This window comes from Leisingera coralii (assembly GCF_049056525.1).
In the GTDB taxonomy this organism is placed as follows: Bacteria; Pseudomonadota; Alphaproteobacteria; order Rhodobacterales; family Rhodobacteraceae; genus Leisingera; species Leisingera coralii.
The window spans coordinates 166,985-184,266 of the sequence record NZ_JBHUPT010000002.1; the positions used below are offsets into that span (position 1 = coordinate 166,985).

15 protein-coding genes and 1 tRNA gene are annotated in these 17,282 nt (G+C 62.1%); 8 read left to right on the forward strand and 8 right to left on the reverse strand.

What is annotated here, in order from left to right; genetic code table 11:
• Positions 1-185 precede the first annotated feature (185 nt).
• Positions 186-1,205 (reverse strand): AraC-like ligand-binding domain-containing protein, encoded by a 1,020-nt coding sequence (locus tag ACFMBG_RS01305; RefSeq protein WP_421052925.1) that lies wholly within the window; start codon positions 1,203-1,205, stop codon positions 186-188.
• 125 nt (positions 1,206-1,330) lie between these two features.
• Between ACFMBG_RS01305 and ACFMBG_RS01310 the strand changes: the two genes are divergently transcribed.
• Both ACFMBG_RS01310 and ACFMBG_RS01315 read left to right on the forward strand, forming a co-directional pair.
• Positions 1,331-1,774 (forward strand): cupin domain-containing protein, encoded by a 444-nt coding sequence (locus tag ACFMBG_RS01310; RefSeq protein WP_421052926.1) that lies wholly within the window; start codon positions 1,331-1,333, stop codon positions 1,772-1,774.
• A gap of 11 nt (positions 1,775-1,785) precedes the next feature.
• Positions 1,786-3,273 (forward strand): flavin-containing monooxygenase, encoded by a 1,488-nt coding sequence (locus ACFMBG_RS01315; RefSeq protein WP_421052927.1) that lies wholly within the window; start codon positions 1,786-1,788, stop codon positions 3,271-3,273.
• A gap of 95 nt (positions 3,274-3,368) precedes the next feature.
• Here ACFMBG_RS01315 and ACFMBG_RS01320 read toward each other — a convergent pair.
• Positions 3,369-3,455: transfer RNA gene (locus ACFMBG_RS01320), tRNA-Leu, on the reverse strand.
• A 217-nt stretch (positions 3,456-3,672) separates the two neighbouring features.
• Between ACFMBG_RS01320 and hemN the strand changes: the two genes are divergently transcribed.
• On the forward strand, positions 3,673-5,028 hold the full coding sequence (gene hemN, locus ACFMBG_RS01325; RefSeq protein ID WP_421052928.1) for an oxygen-independent coproporphyrinogen III oxidase: 1,356 nt from the start codon (positions 3,673-3,675) through the stop codon (positions 5,026-5,028).
• A 282-nt stretch (positions 5,029-5,310) separates the two neighbouring features.
• Here the strand turns inward: hemN and ACFMBG_RS01330 are convergent, their stop codons facing one another.
• Together ACFMBG_RS01330 and nirK are read right to left on the reverse strand one after the other, a co-directional pair.
• Positions 5,311-6,105, reverse strand: coding sequence for a formylglycine-generating enzyme family protein (locus ACFMBG_RS01330; RefSeq protein ID WP_421052929.1), 795 nt, complete (start codon positions 6,103-6,105; stop codon positions 5,311-5,313).
• A 76-nt stretch (positions 6,106-6,181) separates the two neighbouring features.
• Entirely contained in the window at positions 6,182-7,306 is a 1,125-nt protein-coding gene (nirK, locus tag ACFMBG_RS01335; RefSeq protein WP_174146932.1) for a copper-containing nitrite reductase, read from the reverse strand.
• 262 nt (positions 7,307-7,568) lie between these two features.
• Between nirK and ACFMBG_RS01340 the strand changes: the two genes are divergently transcribed.
• The 5 genes from ACFMBG_RS01340 to ACFMBG_RS01360 all read left to right on the forward strand — a co-directional run bounded on the left by ACFMBG_RS01340 (position 7,569) and on the right by ACFMBG_RS01360 (position 13,428).
• Positions 7,569-8,405 (forward strand): flagellar motor protein MotB, encoded by an 837-nt coding sequence (locus ACFMBG_RS01340; protein WP_421052930.1) that lies wholly within the window; start codon positions 7,569-7,571, stop codon positions 8,403-8,405.
• Positions 8,406-8,529: 124 nt separating this feature from the next.
• Positions 8,530-9,819, forward strand: a complete 1,290-nt coding sequence (locus tag ACFMBG_RS01345) for a flagellar hook protein FlgE (RefSeq protein ID WP_421052931.1) — start codon at positions 8,530-8,532, stop codon at positions 9,817-9,819.
• A gap of 46 nt (positions 9,820-9,865) precedes the next feature.
• Positions 9,866-11,314 carry a flagellar hook-associated protein FlgK gene (flgK, locus tag ACFMBG_RS01350; protein WP_421052932.1) on the forward strand — a complete coding sequence of 483 codons (1,449 nt, stop codon included), beginning with the start codon at positions 9,866-9,868 and terminating at the stop codon, positions 11,312-11,314.
• 3 nt (positions 11,315-11,317) lie between these two features.
• Entirely contained in the window at positions 11,318-12,325 is a 1,008-nt protein-coding gene (locus tag ACFMBG_RS01355; RefSeq protein WP_421052933.1) for a flagellin, read from the forward strand.
• The gene (locus ACFMBG_RS01360; protein ID WP_421052934.1) at positions 12,322-13,428 is read left to right on the forward strand and encodes a flagellar basal body P-ring protein FlgI; all 1,107 of its coding nucleotides are present in this window, start codon (positions 12,322-12,324) and stop codon (positions 13,426-13,428) included. Before ACFMBG_RS01355 ends, ACFMBG_RS01360 begins: the two co-directional genes overlap by 4 nt.
• Positions 13,429-13,896: 468 nt before the next feature.
• Here the strand turns inward: ACFMBG_RS01360 and fliP are convergent, their stop codons facing one another.
• From fliP to fliF, 4 genes are read right to left on the reverse strand one after another with little or no spacing between them, the layout of a single operon-like run.
• On the reverse strand, positions 13,897-14,640 hold the full coding sequence (gene fliP / locus ACFMBG_RS01365) for a flagellar type III secretion system pore protein FliP (protein WP_421052935.1): 744 nt from the start codon (positions 14,638-14,640) through the stop codon (positions 13,897-13,899).
• Positions 14,637-14,933: a FliM/FliN family flagellar motor switch protein gene (locus ACFMBG_RS01370; RefSeq protein WP_421052936.1), complete on the reverse strand. Its 297-nt coding sequence runs from the start codon at positions 14,931-14,933 to the stop codon at positions 14,637-14,639. Before ACFMBG_RS01370 ends, fliP begins: the two co-directional genes overlap by 4 nt.
• The gene (locus ACFMBG_RS01375; RefSeq protein WP_421052937.1) at positions 14,926-15,525 is read right to left on the reverse strand and encodes a FliH/SctL family protein; all 600 of its coding nucleotides are present in this window, start codon (positions 15,523-15,525) and stop codon (positions 14,926-14,928) included. The genes ACFMBG_RS01370 and ACFMBG_RS01375 overlap by 8 nt, the downstream gene beginning before the upstream one ends.
• Positions 15,525-17,195 (reverse strand): flagellar basal-body MS-ring/collar protein FliF, encoded by a 1,671-nt coding sequence (fliF, locus tag ACFMBG_RS01380; protein ID WP_421052938.1) that lies wholly within the window; start codon positions 17,193-17,195, stop codon positions 15,525-15,527. The genes ACFMBG_RS01375 and fliF overlap by 1 nt, the downstream gene beginning before the upstream one ends.
• Positions 17,196-17,282: the final 87 nt, after the last annotated feature.

Genomic DNA, 17,282 nt, shown 5'->3' on the forward strand with positions numbered 1-17,282 from the left:
GGATTGAAGTGTAGCTTCCTTGGCCGTTGAAACACGCATTCTGGCCGGGGGGCTTTGGGGTTGCCTGTTCCAGCTTCAACCGCGTGCCAGTTTCCGGAGTTGGAGGGCTGTCATTGGCTCCAAAGCCCAAACCGGAAGCTGGATCCAGCCTGCCAATCAAACATGGCGTTTCAGGGAAGTAATGATCAAGCGGAATGTTCTGGAAAGCAGGACGCCGCGCGGGTGGCGCTGGGCAGTTCGCCAAAGCGGGCGCGGTAGAGCTGGGAAAAGCGGCCCAGGTGGGAAAAGCCGCTGTCATAGGCGATGCTGCTGACCGGCGTCCCGGCGGGGCGGGACAGCAGCAGGTAGCGGGCCAAATCCAGCCGCAACTCACGCAGGTACTCCACCGGAGTCAGGCCGAAATGCCGGCGGAACCCGGCTTGCAGGGTGCGGATGCTGCAGCCGGCCGCGGCGGCAATGGCAGAGACGGTCAGCGGCTCGGCGGCATTGGCATGGATATAGTCCTGCGCGCGGCGGATTTGCAGGCTGCTGCCTTGCGGCGCGCGCGGGGTCAGAAGATGGCGGATGTTGCTTTGCTGATGGGTCAGCAGGCCGAGGATCAGCTGCTCTTCGATCACCTGCTGCTGCAGTGCGCTCCAGTGGCCGAAACCGGCCCGGGCATCGGTAGCGCGGACACAGGCGATGAATTGCCGGGCCCAGCCGTGCAAAGGGCCCGCGCTAACTGGTGCCGCGGTGGTAAAAACCACCGGCTCGGACAGCGGCAGCCCGGCGGCGCGTTCGGCGATTCCGTGCAGCGCGTCCCGGTCGATCTGCAGCAGCAACATCCGGCAGTCGGCGTGCCAGGTCATCTGTGTTGCCCGCGTCGGGTTGAGCACGGTGGCCTGGCCTGTGTTCGAGTCCACTGCCGCCGCGCCATTGGCGACTTGGGCGCTGCCGCTGATGGGCATTTGCACAAGATAGAAGTCCTGCAGCTCACCGGGGTCTATCTGCACGGCAGAGCCGTAACTCAGGAAATTGAGCGACAGGTTGCGCCCGGGTACATGGTTGTGCCGGGTACCGAAACTGGGGGTCTCGGCAACAGGCCGCAGGTTGTGGTCGCAGAATTTTCGCGCCACAAGCGCGCGGGCCTCGTCGATGTCGCGGCTGTGAAATTGCCGCCACGCGCGTAAGGGCTCGCGATTATGTGCCGTCTGCTGTCTGGTCATCTGCGCAGCCTAACACGGTACCGAAATCAGGCAATCGCGCGCGTCTGCGCTATTTTGCGCATTCTGGATAATCCTTTTCCACTGCTGCCCCTAGGCTCGATGAATGAGCGATAAGGGAGGAAACCATGGCTCTGGATCAGGGAATCACCAAGGCGGCCGGCGGGCTGGAGGGCTTGTCCTGGAATGTCGTCGGGCACACCTATACGCCCAAGCTGCACAGCGAGAACGCCTTTATCTGGCACGCGGTCATTCCGGACGGAACCTTTGTGCCGCCGCATGTGCACCCCACCCAGGATGAGTGGATTACCATGCTGGATGGCACGCTGGACGTCGAGTTCGGCGGTGAGGTTTATCAGGCCGGGCCGGGCGACACGGTGCGGATGCCGATGGGGGTGGCGCATGGCATCTTCAACCGCTCCGGGGCGCAGGCCACCTGCGTGTTCGGGGTGGCGCCGTCGCGCAAGCTGTTCGAGCTGTTCTGCGCGCTGGACGGGGTGACCGACCCGGAAGAGCTGGTGCGGCTGTCGGCGCTGCATGAGGTCGATTTCCTGCCGCCCCCGTCGGAATAAGGGAGGCAGACATGGTAAAACGCAAGACGGTCGCCGTGATCGGGGGCGGGGTAAGCGGGCTGGCCGCGGCCAAGGCCTTTGCCGAAAGGGGGCATCAGGTTCTGGGATATGAGCGCAGCCATGACCTGGGCGGGGTGTGGGAGCCTTCTCGCTCTTATCCCGGGGTGCAGACGCAATCGCCCAAGGACCTGTACTGCTATACCGACCATCCGATGCCGGAAGATTATCCGGAATGGCCCAAGGGGCCGCAGGTGCATGCCTATCTGCATTCCTATGCGGATAAGCATGATCTGCACCGCCTGTTCCAGCTGAACACCAATGTGCTGGAAATGGACCGGCGCCCGGACGGGCAGCCGGGCTGGCGGCTGGTGATCGAGACAGGCGGCGAGACCCGGGTGCAGGACGTGGATTTTGCCGTGGTCTGCACCGGACAGTTTTCCGAGAAGAACATCCTGACCCATCCCGGGCAGGAGGCCTTCACCGCGCAGGGCGGGGAGGTGATGCACTCCTCTGAGTATCTGGATCCCGAACATGCGCGCGGCAAGCGGGTGGTGGTGCTGGGCGGCTCCAAGTCCGCCACCGACGTGGCGGTGAACGCCGCGCAGAACGGTGCCAGGCAAGTCCACCTTGTCTACCGGCAGAATGTCTGGCGGGTGCCGTATTTCGTCGGCGGCATCAACTTCAAGCGGCTGCTCTACATGCGGGCGCAGGAGGTTCAGTTCAACGGCTGGGGCCGCAGCTGGCTGCACAAGGCCTTCTATGGCCTGGCCAAGCCGCTGATCTGGGCAAATTTCCGCGGGTTAGAGACGCTTTTGAAGCTGCAGCTGGGGTTGAAGAAGTGGGACATGGTGCCCGATATCCCGATCGAAAAGGATGTTTCCTGCTCGGTGCCCATCGTGACGCCGGGACTGTACGAAGGCTTCAAGTACGGCTCGATCCTGCCGCACCGCACCACCTTCTCGCATTATGACGGTGACGAAATTGTGCTGGAAAACGGTGAGCGTATCGGTGCCGATCTGGTGATCTCGGCCGTCGGGTGGAAACTGGGCATTCCCTATCTGGCGCAGCAGCATCTGGACAAGCTGATCGAGGCGGATGGCCAGTACCGGACCTACCGCCTGGCGGTGAACCCGGACCTGCCTGAGATGGGCTTTGTCGGCTTCAACTCCAGCTTCTGCACGATTCTGTCGGCGGAGATGGTGGCGAACTGGCTGGTGCGTTATGCCGACGGCAAGCTGGCACGGCAGCCGTCGCGGGCGGAGATGGAGGAGAACATCCAGATGATGCTCGACTGGCGCCGTAAGGAGCGCCCGGCCGCACAGATCTATGGAGGGCTGTGCTCGGCCCCGTTCCATTTCAAGCATTTCGACGAGCTGCTGATGGATATGGGCGCGACGCAATGGAAACGGTCGAATCCGCTGGCCGAGCAATTCGCACCGCCCGACGCCAGCGCCTATGGCCGCTTTCTGGCGACGGCGCCGCAATATCAGGCGGCCTGAGGCCCGCCCCTGCGCCTGCCGGAAACGGCGGGCGCACATGCTTTAGCGGTCACGGAGCTGCTGCTGCGATGCGCTGTTTTTCGAGTGAGGGGGGATGGTGCCCAGGAGAGGACTCGAACCTCCACGTCCATACGGACACTAGCACCTGAAGCTAGCGCGTCTACCAATTCCGCCACCTGGGCAGGTGTCGTGAGGAGGGCGTATAAGGGGAGTCGCGAACAGCGTCAAACGCAAAATGCGCGTCTTTGACGAATTTCCTGAAAATCTGCCTGATGATTGTTTTCCCAAGTGAATCCAGTGCTTTGGCGGAAGCGGCCGGATTTTGGTCTTCCCGGAATTCCGGGTGCCGGTTTGATCCTGCGCAAAGTGGCGGATTTGCAAAAGGGGCATAGGAAAGTCATGAAACAGATTGACCGCCTCCAAGCCCTTGGGCTGTTCGACAGCCGGGTGCCCCGCTACACCTCTTACCCGACCGCGCCGGTGTTCTCTGCAGCCGTTGGCGCCGCGGAGCAGGCCCGCGAGCTGCAGGCGCTGGATCCGGATGTGCCGGTCTCCGTGTACCTGCATATCCCGTTCTGCGAGCGGCTGTGCTGGTTCTGCGCCTGCCGCACGCAAGGCACCCAGACGCTGAGCCCGGTGGAGAGTTACATCGGCACGCTGGAGCAGGAGCTGAAGCTGGTGGCGCCGCTTCTGCCCAAAGGCTTGCGGATGGGGCGTATGCATTGGGGCGGCGGCACGCCGACCATCCTGCCGCCCGCTTTGATTCACCGGCTGGCGCAGGCGGTGAAGGCAGTGTTCCCGCATACTGACGATTGGGAGTTCTCGGTGGAGATCGACCCGACCATGGTGGACCGGGACAAGATCGCGGCGCTGGCGGCGGAAGGCATGAACCGTGCCAGCATCGGCATCCAGGATTTCGATCCGCTGGTGCAGCAGGCGATCGGCCGGGCCCAGCCGTTTGAGGTGACCAAGGCCTGTGTCGAGGACCTGCGCGCAGCGGGCATCAACTCGCTGAATGCCGATCTGGTCTATGGCCTGCCGCATCAGACGCAGGCACGGATGGCGGACACGGTGGAGAAGGTGCTGAGCCTGAACCCCGACCGGCTGGCGCTGTTCGGCTATGCGCATGTGCCTTGGGTGGCCAAGCGGCAGAAGCTGATCAAGGAAGAGACGCTGCCGGACGATCTGGCGCGGTATCATCTGGCCGGGCTGGCGGCGGAGAAGTTCTCTGAGGAAGGTTTTGGGGCCATTGGCATCGACCATTTCGCCAAACCCAGTGACGGGCTGGCGGCGGCAGCCCGCACCGGCCACCTGCGCCGCAATTTCCAAGGCTACACGGATGACACTTGCCCGACACTGATCGGGTTCGGGGCGTCGTCCATCTCCCGCTTTGCCGGCGGCTACATCCAGAACGCGGCGGCCACGCCTGCATACGTGCAGAGGGTTGAGGCAGGCCAGCTGCCCGGTGCGCGCGGCCATGTCATGAGCCAGGAGGACTTGTTGCGCGGCCGCGCCATTGAGATGCTGATGTGCGAATTCCGGCTCGACCGGGCTGAACTGCGGCAGCGGTTTGGGGATCTGGCGGCAAGCCTGGATGCAGATCTGGCGCAGATCGCGGCCCGCTTCGGCGATCTGGTGCATTTGGACGATGAAGCGCTGGCGATCCTCCCCGAGGGCCGCCCGCTGACCCGGATCATCGCCAGCTGTTTTGATGCGCATGTGCCCGAAGGCGTGCGCTACAGCCGGGCGTCCTGAACCGGGAGCGGGGCGCTCCCGCCTGTTCCAGGGCCTCCTGCTGGAGGCCTTTCACAGTTGGGCATGGCGCTGTGCTGACGCACAGCGCTGCTTTCCTCAATGAACCCGCCGCTTGCTGGTGCCGGGTCAAATGCCGTGTTTGCCGGCAAGTCACGGCGCGGCCTGCCTTGCAACGGTATTTTTGGCTGAACAGGCAGCGCAGCTGCCGGGCCCAAGGCCGCCAAGGTGCGCCGGCGCAGCCGGGGCACCTGCGGGCGCGGGAGTACCCCGGCTGGAATCATCTCAGCTGTCTTTCACCAGCCGGAACCCCAGGTAATCCGGCGGCAGTCCGACGGCGCAGCCGCCGACGCTGGCGTCCCGGATGAAGTCGATCACAACCGCCCGGTGGCGGCCGCCGGTGATGCGGGCGCTGCAGTAAGGATCGCCAAGCTCCAGGCTGCCGTCCTTAAGCACCTCGCCGTTCTGCATGCAGCCGCCGGTCCATTCCCAGATGTTGCCGCCGAGCCCGGTGAGGCCGTTGCTATTGGCCCCGGGCTCGCTTTTCGGGTCCTGAGCGGGTCCTGGCAGGCCGCGCAGCGTGACGCCGCGGGCGTATTGGCGCAGCCAGCGCTGAGCCGGGTCGCCGCCATCCGTCTCGACCGCCTCGTCGCCAAAGATTTCGGCCGCAGCGAGCTGCCATTCGGCTTCGTCCGGCAGCCGCCAGCTCTCTCCGGTTTCCTTGGAATACCATTGAGAATAGGCGGTGGCGTCGTGCCAGCTGACATGTGTTTGCGGCTGGCTGCCTTCTGCCGGGGTGCTGTCCGCTTCCTTGCAGGCGCCCGCTGCCACGCAGGCCGCATATTCCGCGCCTGAAACCTGATGTTTCATGATTTCAAATGCCGCAACAGGCCGCCGCTGTTCCGGCGGCACCACGCTTTTGCCGTTGCGGTGAAAGTTTCCGATCGGGCGGTAGGCGATTGTGTCTGCAGCGATGGATACGGTTTCGGCCTGCGGTGCCGGTTCCTTGACAGCGGAATACCAGAGCCCCGGCAGGCCAATGGCGGCGGCAAGCCCGGCGGCAATCAGCTCAACTTTCATGTCTGCGTCCCTTCAAGGCAAAAACGGGCGGCCGCGTGATGCAGCCGCCCGATCCAGTTTCCGATCCGGCCGAAGGTCAGGAGCCGGAATACTCGGTCGGGGCGACCACCTGTTCCATCAGGTCGTTGTTCCATTCGCCTTCGACCACCACATGCGCGGTTGCGCCGAGGTTCACCGCCTCGATCAGGTTGTGGTTCACATAGGCATAGACGCCCGGCTGCAGGAACTCATAGAGCGCAGCCCCGGCTGAGCCGCCGCGGATGAACCAGGTTTCCAGATCGCGGTCCGGCACATTGTTGAACTTGCCGGCTTCCCAGACCAGGTCGCCGTGGCCGCCGATCAGGTGCGGACGGCTGTCGCGGTTGGCCTGGCTGTGCACGAACAGCACTTTCTCGCCCTGTTTCGCCTTCATGGCGTTTTCGCCGGTCAGCGCGCCAACTGCGCCGTTGAAGACCACATGGCTGGGGATCAGCCCGTTCATGACTTCCAGCGTGTCGGGATAGCTTTCACCCACGTCCTCATAACGGATGTAGTCGCCGTTTTCATCCTTGGGAATGTAGAACTCGTTTTCGCCGATGTAGTAGACGCGGTCGTATTTCACCGGATTTCCGTTGTGGTCCGACAGCCCTTCGCGCGGCAGCACCATGATAGTTCCGGCCATGCCCGAGGCGACGTGCCAGGGGATCATCGGGCCACCCGGCGCGCAGTGGTAGACAAAGGTGCCGGGGCGGGTGGCCTTGAAGCGCAGCACGGTTTTTTCGCCCGGGTTCACCAGGGTCAGCGCGCCGCCGCCCAGGGCGCCGGTGGCTGCGTGGAAGTCGATATTATGCTGCAGCATGTTTTCCGGCGGGTTGATCAGCGTGAGTTCGACATAGTCGCCCTCATGCACCACCATCATCGGGCCCGGAATGGATCCGTCAAAAGTCATGCCCTGCAGGTAGGCGCCCTGGTCGACCTCGATCTCTTTCTCGATGATCTTCATCTCGAATTCGACAATGCGCGGTTCGCCCGGAGCGACCTGCTCGTGCTCATGCACGAAAGGCGGTGCAACCAGTTCGCGCTTGATGCGCTGCAAGCTGGACAGGTCCACCGGTGCGGCGGCCTCGTGAACTGTGGTGCTTTCGGCCTTGGCGGCTTTGGCAAGTACAGGCAGCGCTGCTACGCCGGCTGCCCCCATCAGTGCGGCTCTGCGGGTCAGCATGATGATCTCCTTTCAGTGTCCCATGTGCCGTGTTGAGGGGACCCTAGCGCCGCGTCCTGAGCGGATGTTTGTCCTTGATCAACCTTCGATAAGATTGCTCGATGTCAAGATAAGCGGTTTTTAAGATGCAGCATTTTCCACCGGAGCGATTCCTGGCCAGGGGCGCGGCTGATGGCGTGAACTGCCGGCAAATTTAATTGTTAAGGCCCGTTTAACGCGCCGCCTGCTATTCCGGGGATGGGTGAAAATAGTGGTGGTGGATATGAGCGCACAGAGCAATGTGGCGCCCATTATCATCAAGAAGAAAAAAGTCAGTGGTGGCGATGGCCATCACGGCGGCGCATGGAAGGTGGCCTATGCCGACTTCGTGACCGCGATGATGGCCTTCTTTATGCTGATGTGGCTGCTGAACGCGACAACTGAAAAGCAACGCAAGGGCCTGGCGGATTATTTCTCGCCGTCGATTCCGCTGAGCCGGGTGTCCGGCGGCGGCAATGGCGCGTTCCAAGGGGACAGCATGTTCACCGAGGATATCCAGCCGCAGTCTGGCACCGGGGCAACGGATATCAATCCGATGGATGCCCAGCAGGCGCAGGGTGAAACCGGGGTCGAGTCCAACGAGAAGCGCGAAGCAGACGATTCCAAGTTCCGCGCCATCGAGGAACAGCTGTCCGGGCGCGGTGGCGAGAGCATGGTCTCTATTGCAATGGCCCGCCATATCGTGACCCGGGTCACCGACGAAGGGCTGATCATCGAGCTGTTCGCCACAGAGGACATGCCGCTGTTCGAAGAAGACCAGGCTGAGCCGAAACCTCTGTTCCGGGACCTGGTCAGGATGATCGCGCGGGTCTCGGAAGGGGTAACCAGCAATGTTGCCATCGGAGGCCACATCCGGTCTCATCCGGTTGTACTGGCGAAGAATCCTGTATGGGAATTGTCCCACGCGCGGGCGGACATAACCCGCAGGCTGCTCGAATCGGGCGGGCTGGCCGCGGGCCGGGTTCACCGGGTGACCGGCCATGCCGACCGCAAGCTGGCTGTCGGAAATCCGATGGCCGCCCGCAACGACCGGATCGAAATCATCTTTCTGCGCGAGTAAGCCACTGAAAAAATTGGAACCGGTAGCTGACAGATGAGTCATTTTTTATCTGTTAGCCGCCCGTTAATCGCTCCTGCGCTAGCTGTTGCATCCAGAATGATTAGATGCAGCAGAAAGGCGTGCTATGACCATTTCTTCGTCGCTGAACGCGGGCGTTTCAGGATTGAGCGCCAACGCCAGCCGGTTGGCTTCCATTTCCGATAACATCGCCAACTCCTCGACCCGCGGCTATAAGCGGGTGCAAACCGATTTCCATTCGATGGTCTTGTCCGGATCAGGCGGCACCTATTCGGCGGGCGGCGTGCGCGCGACCAACGTCCGGCTGATCGATGAGCGCGGCCCGCTGGTTTCGACCAGCAACGCCACTGATCTGGCGGTGCGCGGCCGGGGCATGCTGCCGGTGGCCTCGATCACAGAGGTGGAGGCGGGCGGCAGCCCGTCGATGATGCTGACCACGACCGGATCCTTCCGGACCGATTCCAATGGTTATCTGTCGACCGAATCCGGGCTGGTGCTTCTAGGCTGGCCTGCACTGGCAGACGGTACCGTTCCGGACGCAGCGCGCGATACAGACGATGCGCTGGAGCCTATCCACATCGACCTCAACCGCCTGTCCGCTGAACCGACGACCGAAATCAGCCTGGCTGCGAACCTGCCTGCCGACAGTGCTCTGGCCGCCGCGCCTGGTGCCGCCGTTGAGCAGGTCGTGCAGTATTTTGACAATATGGGCCGGTCCGAAGAGCTGACCGTGACGTATACTCCGACTGGTGCGGCGGACAATGAATGGACCGTAGAGATTGTGGACTCTGCAACTGGCGCGGCCGTCATTGGCGAGTATACGCTTACCTTTGATGACAGCAGCACCACCGGCGGATCCTTGGCAAGTGTGACAACCGTAACCGGTGGCGCCTATGATGCGACCGCTGGCTCTGTGACCATAAACGTCGCGGGCGGACCGATCGAAATTAACATTGGCACAATCGGCGGCAACACAGGCCTGAGCCAGCTTGGCGACGAGTTTGTGCCGGGCACCACTGTGAAAGACGGCAACGCAGTTGGCTCCTTTGTCTCGGTGGAGGTCAACGAGGCCGGAGAAGTGATTGCCGAATATGACTCTGGTGACAGCAGGGTGATCTACAAAGTGCCGCTGGCGGATGTTTCCAACATCAATGGCATGCGGGCCCTGGACTCGCAGACCTACATGCCCACCGACGAATCCGGCGACTTCTACCTGTGGGATGCCGGTGACGGGCCGACCGGCGAAATTATGGGATATGCCCAGGAGGAATCGGCGGTCGATGTCGCCACCGAGCTGACCGGCATGATCCAGACACAGCGGGCCTATTCGTCCAACGCCAAGGTCATCCAGACTGTTGACGAGATGCTGCAGGAAACCACCAACATCAAGCGCTAAGGCGCTTGATGATCCCTGACATTGGCTTCACGAAAGCAGGCTGAACATGTCTATATATTCCGCCCTTAACAGCGCGATGAGCGGGCTGACCGCGGCCGGCCGGTCCTCGCAAGTGGTCTCCGAAAACCTGGCCAACGCGCTGACCCCGGGCTACACGCGCCGGGTTTTGGACCTGAACGGCCCGGGCGCCGGCGTTCCCGGCGTCCAGGTTGGCAATGTCCAGCGCATCAATGACCCTGTGCTGATTTCCAACCGCCGGGTTGCCGAGGCAGAATACGGTGCCGCCAAGGTGGAGGCCAACTTCTTCAGCCGGATGTCCGATCTGGTGGGCACGGTTGATGACGAGATGTCGCTGGCGTCCCAGCTTTCGAACTTCGAGTCTTCGCTGATCGAAACGGTGTCGCGCCCGGATTCGCAGCCCCGGCTGAATGATCTGGCAGTGAAGGCGAATGCCCTGGCGGACTCGATCTCCCGCACAGCTGAAGGGCTGCGGGACCTGCGGATCAATGCGGACAGTGCGATTGGCAGCCAGGTCGACACGGTGAACCAGGCACTGAAGGAAATCGAAAAGCTCAACGCCCGGATCATGGTGGTGGAGGCCGGCGGCATGGATGCCGTGGCCATGCACGACCAGCGCGACCAGCTGATCGACCAGGTGAACGGGATCATTCCGGTCAATGTTGTCCGCCGCGACAACGGCCAAGTCACGCTTTATTCCGCCGGCGGGGTGATGCTGCTGGATCACAATGCGTCTGAGCTGAGCTTCACGCCGTCGCGGGATATCATGCCGCATATGACTCTGGGCAACGGGTTGATTTCCGGCCTCCAGGTCAACGGTAAATCAATCGACACCAGTCCGGACGGCCCGTTGCGCGGCGGCACACTGACCGCGCAGTTCGAAATCCGCGATGTGACCGCGGTAGAGGCCCAGGAGGATCTGGACGCCATGGCTGTCGATCTCATCGAGCGGTTCCAGGATCCGGCGCTGGATGCCACGATCGGGATCACGGATGCAGGTATTTTCACCGATGATGGTGCCTTCTTCGATCCGGCGAACACTGTTGGCATCTCCAACCGGATCGAACTGAATGACCTGGTGGCTTTGGATGGCACCGGAGAGACCTGGCGGTTCCGTGATGGCCTTTATGCCGCGGCACCCGGTGATCCGGGCGATTCGAGCCTGCTGCAGGCCTATTCCGATGCTCTGAACACCGCCCGGACGGTCTCCTCGGTCGGGCTTGGCACCGCAGACATGACGGCTGCGACACTGAGTGCGAACCTGTTGTCCCGGTTCGCACAGGACAATGAAACCGCAGAGCGTGTCGCGACCTTTGCCGCCACCAGTTTCAATGAGCTGAGCCAAGCGGAAATGGCGCTGGGCGTCGACACCGACGCCGAGCTGCAGAACCTGATGCTGGTTGAGAAATATTATGCCGCCAATGCCCGCGTGCTCAGCGTTGTCGACGAACTTATGGAAACACTCTTGAGGATCTGACCCATGATTCTGAATTCATATGGCGATATGGCGCAGCACCTCTTTCTCCGCAGCCGCAATACGGAGCTGAAGGAAAACGTCACCACCCTGTCCGAAGAGTTTGCCACCGGGAAAACGGCCAATCTGACCGAACGGCTGGGTGGCGATTTCACCTATCTGGCAGATCTCGAAAACTCCCTGAACCGGATCGACAGCTATATGGTCGCCAACAGCGAAGTGCAGTTGTTTGCAACCACCACGCAAGGCAGCCTTGATAAAGTGCACAGCCAGGTGCAGGCGATGCGTAATGACATCCTGAGGCTGTCGCCGGCCCTTGATGTGGAAAACGCGGAGCAGTTCGGCAGCCAGGCCAAGCAGAGGATGTCCAGCGCCATCAATCTGATGAACACCTCAGTTGGGGGGCGGACGATCTTTGCGGGCACTGCGACGGATACCAAGCCGCTGAACGATTCCGGCACGCTTATGACTGCCATCCTCGCGGAGGTGTCGGGGCTGACAACCAGCAATGACATCATTCAGGCCGTCAAGGACTGGTTCGATGATCCGGCCGGTTTCGACACGGTCATGTACCGCGGCTCAACGACTTCCCTGCAGCCGGTTACTGTCGGGGAAGGGGAGCAGGTGACCCTGGGCATCCGCGCCGACGATGACAACCTAAAGCACACCCTGCAAAGTTATGTCATCACCGCTTTGGCGGATGAGCCCAGCCTCGGCCTGACCGAAGACGTGCAGATCGATCTGGTTATCCAGGCCAGCGGCGAGCTGTCTGAAAGTGAGGGCCGGCTGATTGATCTGCAGGCCGATGTTGGTTTCATCGAAGGCCAGCTCGAGGCGGTCAATACCCGCAACGAAGCCTCGAAAACCAGCCTGAGCATCGTCAAGAACAACCTGGTCTCTGCCGATCCGTATGAAACCTACACCCGGCTGCAGGAAGCGCAGACGCAGCTCGAAGGCCTTTACACCATCACCGCCCGCAGCTCGCAGCTGTCCCTGCTGAAGTATCTCTCATGATGGGTTTTTTGCGTCTCTTCCTTGCGTGCCTGTTTCTGCTGCCCGCGGTGGCACAGGCAAGTACTATCCGGCTCAAGGACCTGGTGGAATTCGACGGCGTCCGAGGCAATGACCTGGTCGGCTACGGCCTGGTTGTCGGCCTGGACGGCACCGGTGACGGGTTGCGCAACTCGCCGTTCACCGAAGAAATCATGTCCAATATTCTGGAGCGGCTTGGTGTCAACGTGACCGGCGAGCAGTTCCGGCCAAAGAACGTGGCGGCGGTCTTTGTGACTGCTACCCTGCCGCCCTTTGCCCGCGTCGGCAGCACTATTGACGTGACCGTGTCGGCCATCGGCGATTCCAAGAGCCTGATGGGCGGCACGCTGATCATGACACCTCTGAACGCTGCGGACGGTCAGATCTACGCCGTTGCCCAGGGGACAATCCTGGCTGGCGGCACGGTGGCCGAAGGCGAAGCTGCCACGGTTACCCAGGGGGTGCCGACGGCAGGCGTTATTCCCTCGGGTGCCCGTGTCGAGCGGGAGATCGATTTTGACCTGGCCTCGCTGAGCTCCATGCGGCTGGCGCTGCGGGAGCCGGATTTCACCACTGCCGGGCGGATCGAACGTGCGATCAACAACGAGTTTGGCCGAAACGTTGCCCTGATGCGGGATTCCGGCACCGTCGAAGTCGACATCCGCCGCACTAATACCCGCTCAACGGCGCATGCGGTGGGCCGGATCGAAAACATTCTGGTCGAACCTCAGCGCAAGGCGCGGGTGGTGGTCGACCAGCGCTCCGGTACTATCGTGATGGGCAGCGACGTGCGCATTTCCCGCGTGGCCGTCGCCCAGGGCAACCTCACCCTGCGGATTGAAGAGACGCCGCTGGTTGTGCAGCCCAATCCCTTCGCGGATGGCGAAACGGTTGTCGTGCCGCGTACCGGTGCTGCCATCGAGGAAGAGGAGGGGATCCAGTTGGCGGAGGTGCCGGAGACTACTTCGCTTTCGGAAGTTGTGGCAGGCCTGAACGCGCTGGGAGTGTCGCCACGGGACATGATCGACATCCTGAAGAGCCTGAAGGCCGCAGGGGCCTTGCACGCGGAATTTGTCGTCCGCTGACAGTTTCGCTAGCCCTGACAGGAAACGCCCCGGCTTCACTTGCTGAAGCCGGGTTTTTTTGCTGGCTGCTAAGCCAATCGGTCCCGGCTCTCACCAGGCTGTGCCTGCAGATCAGGCCGTGTGCTTGAACTTTGCTTGCGATCCATCGAAGCGCATCACGGCCGGAGACGGTCTGTTTAAGAGTTTGGAGCGTTGAGGGTCTTTGGCAGGTCGGAGAGGAAGCTTTCCCGCAGACGGGCTTTACATGTGCAGCTGCTCATTAGGGGGCCGGTAACGCTCCGCCGCTGTCCAGGGCCGGAGCCAGCGGTCGGAGAAGCCGGCCGGGGCTATGCCCAGCTTGCTGCAACTCCAGCCCGCCTCCTGCGGATATCAGCGAACACTGCTTCTGCCGGCGGCGTGAGCGCCTGCATAAGAAAAGCCCGGGCCACACAATGGGCCCGGGATTTTGCTTGTTAGCGGATTGGAACGTCAGGGGTAGTAGCTGCGCACAAGGGCGGTGGCGATCAGGCTCCAGCCGTCGGCAACAACAAAGAACGCCAGTTTGAACGGCAGGGACACGATGGCCGGCGGCACCATCATCATACCCATGGACATCAGGATCGCGGCGACCACAAGATCGATCACCAGGAAGGGCAGAAAGACCAGAAAGCCGATCTGAAATGCGCGCGCAATTTCCGACAGCAGGAAGCTCGGGACCAGTGCGGACAGCGGCGCCTCCGGCACCGGGTCCATGCCCTGTGTTTCCGGCCTGAGATCCGCAATCGCGTAAAACGTGTCCGGATCCAGCCGGTTGGCCATGAAGGCCCGGAACGGCTCCAGGCTGCGGGTAATGGCCTCGCCCGGTTCAAGACGCTCTTCCAGCAGCGGGCTGATCCCGGTGCTCCAGGCCTCGGTAAAGACCGGCTCCATCACGAAATAGGTCAGGAACAGCGCCAGGCTGATGATCAGCATGTTCGGCGGCGCCTGCTGCAGCCCGATGCCCTGGCGCAGGATCGACAGGACCGTCACCAGGAACGGAAAGCAGGTGATCATGATCAGCAGGCCGGGGGCCAGGCTGAGCACGGTAATCAACAGGATCAGCTGGATCGAGCGGGCCGAAATCGACTCGCCGTCTGCCAGCGAAAGGCTCAATTCTTGAGCCAGGGCGGTTTGCGGCAAGGCCAGCAGAAGCGCTGAAACCAGGGCCGCCCGCACAAAGGTCTTGTGTGTCATCCCAAACCGCTTTGCAGATCGGCAATTTCCGTCAGCCGCACGGCCAGCTGGCCTGCCTGTTCGCCCTCCAGCTCCTCCAGCTGGCCACGCGCGACCAGCCGGTCGCCCACGTAGAGGTCGACCGGGTCCTCGACCCGCTTGTCGAGAGTCAAAACCGCGTTTTCACCCAGACTCATCAGGTCGCGGATCAGCGGCCGAGCCTTTCCGACCGAGACAACCACTTCGACAGGAACCGAAACAAAGGGATTGCTTGCATCAGCGGCTTTCATGTTCTGATCGGCGGCGTCATCCATACTGGCTGTCCTCTTTCGCGTGATAGGTGAAGGCTTCAATCGATTCCTGGATCGATTCGAGAAGGGCGTCGCAATTGATTTCGCACTCGGTGCTGCCGACGCTCAGATAGGCTTGGCCGGAGGACAGCGCGCTGTCTTCCCGCACGGTTACAGGCACGGAGAAGTTCTGCGGCAGCAGGCTGCGCACCGGCGCCCCTTCGCCCGGAGACACCACGATCTGCATCGGCTGGTCGGTCTGCCCCTTCGCCATTCCGGCAAGCTGATCGACGATGTGATGCCCGAAAGAGGCAGCCATCGCATCCGGCAGCACGGCACTGGTCAGCACCTTGAACATCGGATCCAGCGAATCGAGCAGCTGGCTCTGCGCTTCGTGATAGGTAAAGCTCAGGTCTTCCAGTGAGTTGGCCAGTTCGGTGGAGATCCGGATGGTTTCCTGATCCTTGGCCGTCACTGCATCGTCCCAACCGGCGCTGTAGCCTTTTTCAAAGGAGGCCAGCCGCTGTTCTTCCATCACTTCCTCGGACACCGCCGGCAGCACTGGCTCCGCCGGAGTTTCGAATCCGAAGTCCTCAAGCAAATGAGCAATTGTCATCAGGCTTGCTCCTTGTTCTCTTCCAGCCAGCCGCGCAGGATCTGGACGGTTTCCTCCTGACGCTCGCCAATCAGGCTGCGCAGACGGTCGACCGGGTCATCCATGCTGCCGCCCAAGGCCGGAAACCCGGCCGCGCCCATCATGTCGCCCGTGCCCATGGCCGGCAGGCCGCCCATCGGTTCGAACTGCCCGGTTTCGTTGTTTTCGATTTCACCATCGAGCGCGAGGCCCGCGCCCAGGTCCGGAGCGGTCATGAAGCCGTCGCTGCCAACCCCGGGCAACCCAGGCAATTCACCGCCGTCAGGGCCCGGCAGCGCTGCCACCGGCGCAGCCTGATTCGACAGGATCGGGCGCACCACGAAGAGGCCCAGGATCAGGCTGACGAGGGCCAGCGAACCGATCTGGATCAGCGACATCGCGTCAAAGTAGAGGTTGTCGAGGAAAGACGCGGTGGCCACAGTGCCCTTCGGCTCAACTGCCGGCAGCTCCATGGACTTAAGGGTGATAACGTCGCCGCGTTCCTCGTCAAAGCCGACTGCTGCGGAAATCAGCTCCCGCATGGCGGCGAGCTCTTCTTCCGGCCGGGGCTGGAATACGGTTTCGCCGGCATCATTGGTGACGGCGGTGCCGTTGACCAGCACCGCGACCGTCAGGCGCTTGATGGCACCGGGGCCGCGGAGGATCTCTTTTTCGGTTTCGGAGATTTCATAATTGATCCGCTCGCGGGTTGCGCTGGTGTTGGCCTTGGACCCCTGGCCGGAAGCGGCATCACCATCAGGAATATTGGAGGCAACGGTGACTTCGCCCGCTTGGTTGGTGGAAGAATCGGCGCGTTCTTCGACATCGGTGCTGACGGCGACGCGGCTTTTCGGGTCCACCCGCTTTTCCCGGATAGATTCGGTGTCGGTGACGGTCTCGACACTGACTTCGACCACGGCATTGCCCTGGCCGACGCGGGCCTCGACAAGGCGCATCACCCGCTCGCGAATCGTCTGCGAGCGGTCATCGGTGCCGGCGCCAGCCGCCGCGGTGGCATCCGAAGACCCGATCAGCGCGCCGTTGGCGTCGATCACGGCAACGTTTTCCACTGCAAGACCGGTGACAGCGGAGGACACCAGGAAGCGGATGGCATTAGCCTGCGCAGGTGTGATCGGCGAGCCCATCGGCACGATGGAGACCGATGCGGTGGGCTCAACCGTGCGCTGGAACGGATTCGATCCGGTGTTGGCGATATGCACCCGGGCCTGGCTCACATGCGGGCTGGCGACAATGGTGCGGGCCAATTCGCCTTCCTTTGCACGCCAGTAGGCGGCGTCGAACATTTGCGAGGTGGTGCCGAAGCCGCTGAGCGAATCGAGCAGCTCATACCCTTTGCCGCCATTGGCGGGCAGGCCCTCGCTGGCCAAGGTCATCCGAAGTTCGTCGCGCTGCGTCGACGGCACGTAGATCGAGCCGCCACGCACTTCATATTGAGTGCCGCGCTGTTCCAGCGCCCGCACCACATCTCCGGCCGAGCCGCTTTCCAGCCCGGCATAAAGCAGTGTCATTGATGGCTTGCTTGCCACATGGGACATCGCGATGACGCTGAGAATCATGATTACCGTGGCGCCCACGGCTATCAGACGCTTTCGCATGTCCATTTCTGCCCAGACATTCTTGATCTGCTGCACATTAACCTCCGTCGCACCGGCGTTCTGTCCGGCGTGCAACCGTTTTGACGGATCGGCCTTAACATTCGGTTAGTTCCTCACAGGTTA

Coding starts and splice junctions, on each gene's coding strand:
- hemN (WP_421052928.1), top strand. CDS start 3,673: ATGAAACAGATTGACCGCCTCCAAGCCCTTGGGCTGTTCGACAGCCGG.
- ACFMBG_RS01370 (WP_421052936.1), bottom strand. CDS start 14,933: ATGGATGACGCCGCCGATCAGAACATGAAAGCCGCTGATGCAAGCAAT.
- fliP (WP_421052935.1), bottom strand. CDS start 14,640: ATGACACACAAGACCTTTGTGCGGGCGGCCCTGGTTTCAGCGCTTCTG.
- ACFMBG_RS01355 (WP_421052933.1), top strand. CDS start 11,318: ATGATTCTGAATTCATATGGCGATATGGCGCAGCACCTCTTTCTCCGC.
- ACFMBG_RS01375 (WP_421052937.1), bottom strand. CDS start 15,525: ATGACAATTGCTCATTTGCTTGAGGACTTCGGATTCGAAACTCCGGCG.
- ACFMBG_RS01330 (WP_421052929.1), bottom strand. CDS start 6,105: ATGAAAGTTGAGCTGATTGCCGCCGGGCTTGCCGCCGCCATTGGCCTG.
- nirK (WP_174146932.1), bottom strand. CDS start 7,306: ATGCTGACCCGCAGAGCCGCACTGATGGGGGCAGCCGGCGTAGCAGCG.
- ACFMBG_RS01315 (WP_421052927.1), top strand. CDS start 1,786: ATGGTAAAACGCAAGACGGTCGCCGTGATCGGGGGCGGGGTAAGCGGG.
- flgK (WP_421052932.1), top strand. CDS start 9,866: ATGTCTATATATTCCGCCCTTAACAGCGCGATGAGCGGGCTGACCGCG.
- ACFMBG_RS01340 (WP_421052930.1), top strand. CDS start 7,569: ATGAGCGCACAGAGCAATGTGGCGCCCATTATCATCAAGAAGAAAAAA.
- ACFMBG_RS01305 (WP_421052925.1), bottom strand. CDS start 1,205: ATGACCAGACAGCAGACGGCACATAATCGCGAGCCCTTACGCGCGTGG.
- ACFMBG_RS01345 (WP_421052931.1), top strand. CDS start 8,530: ATGACCATTTCTTCGTCGCTGAACGCGGGCGTTTCAGGATTGAGCGCC.
- ACFMBG_RS01360 (WP_421052934.1), top strand. CDS start 12,322: ATGATGGGTTTTTTGCGTCTCTTCCTTGCGTGCCTGTTTCTGCTGCCC.
- ACFMBG_RS01310 (WP_421052926.1), top strand. CDS start 1,331: ATGGCTCTGGATCAGGGAATCACCAAGGCGGCCGGCGGGCTGGAGGGC.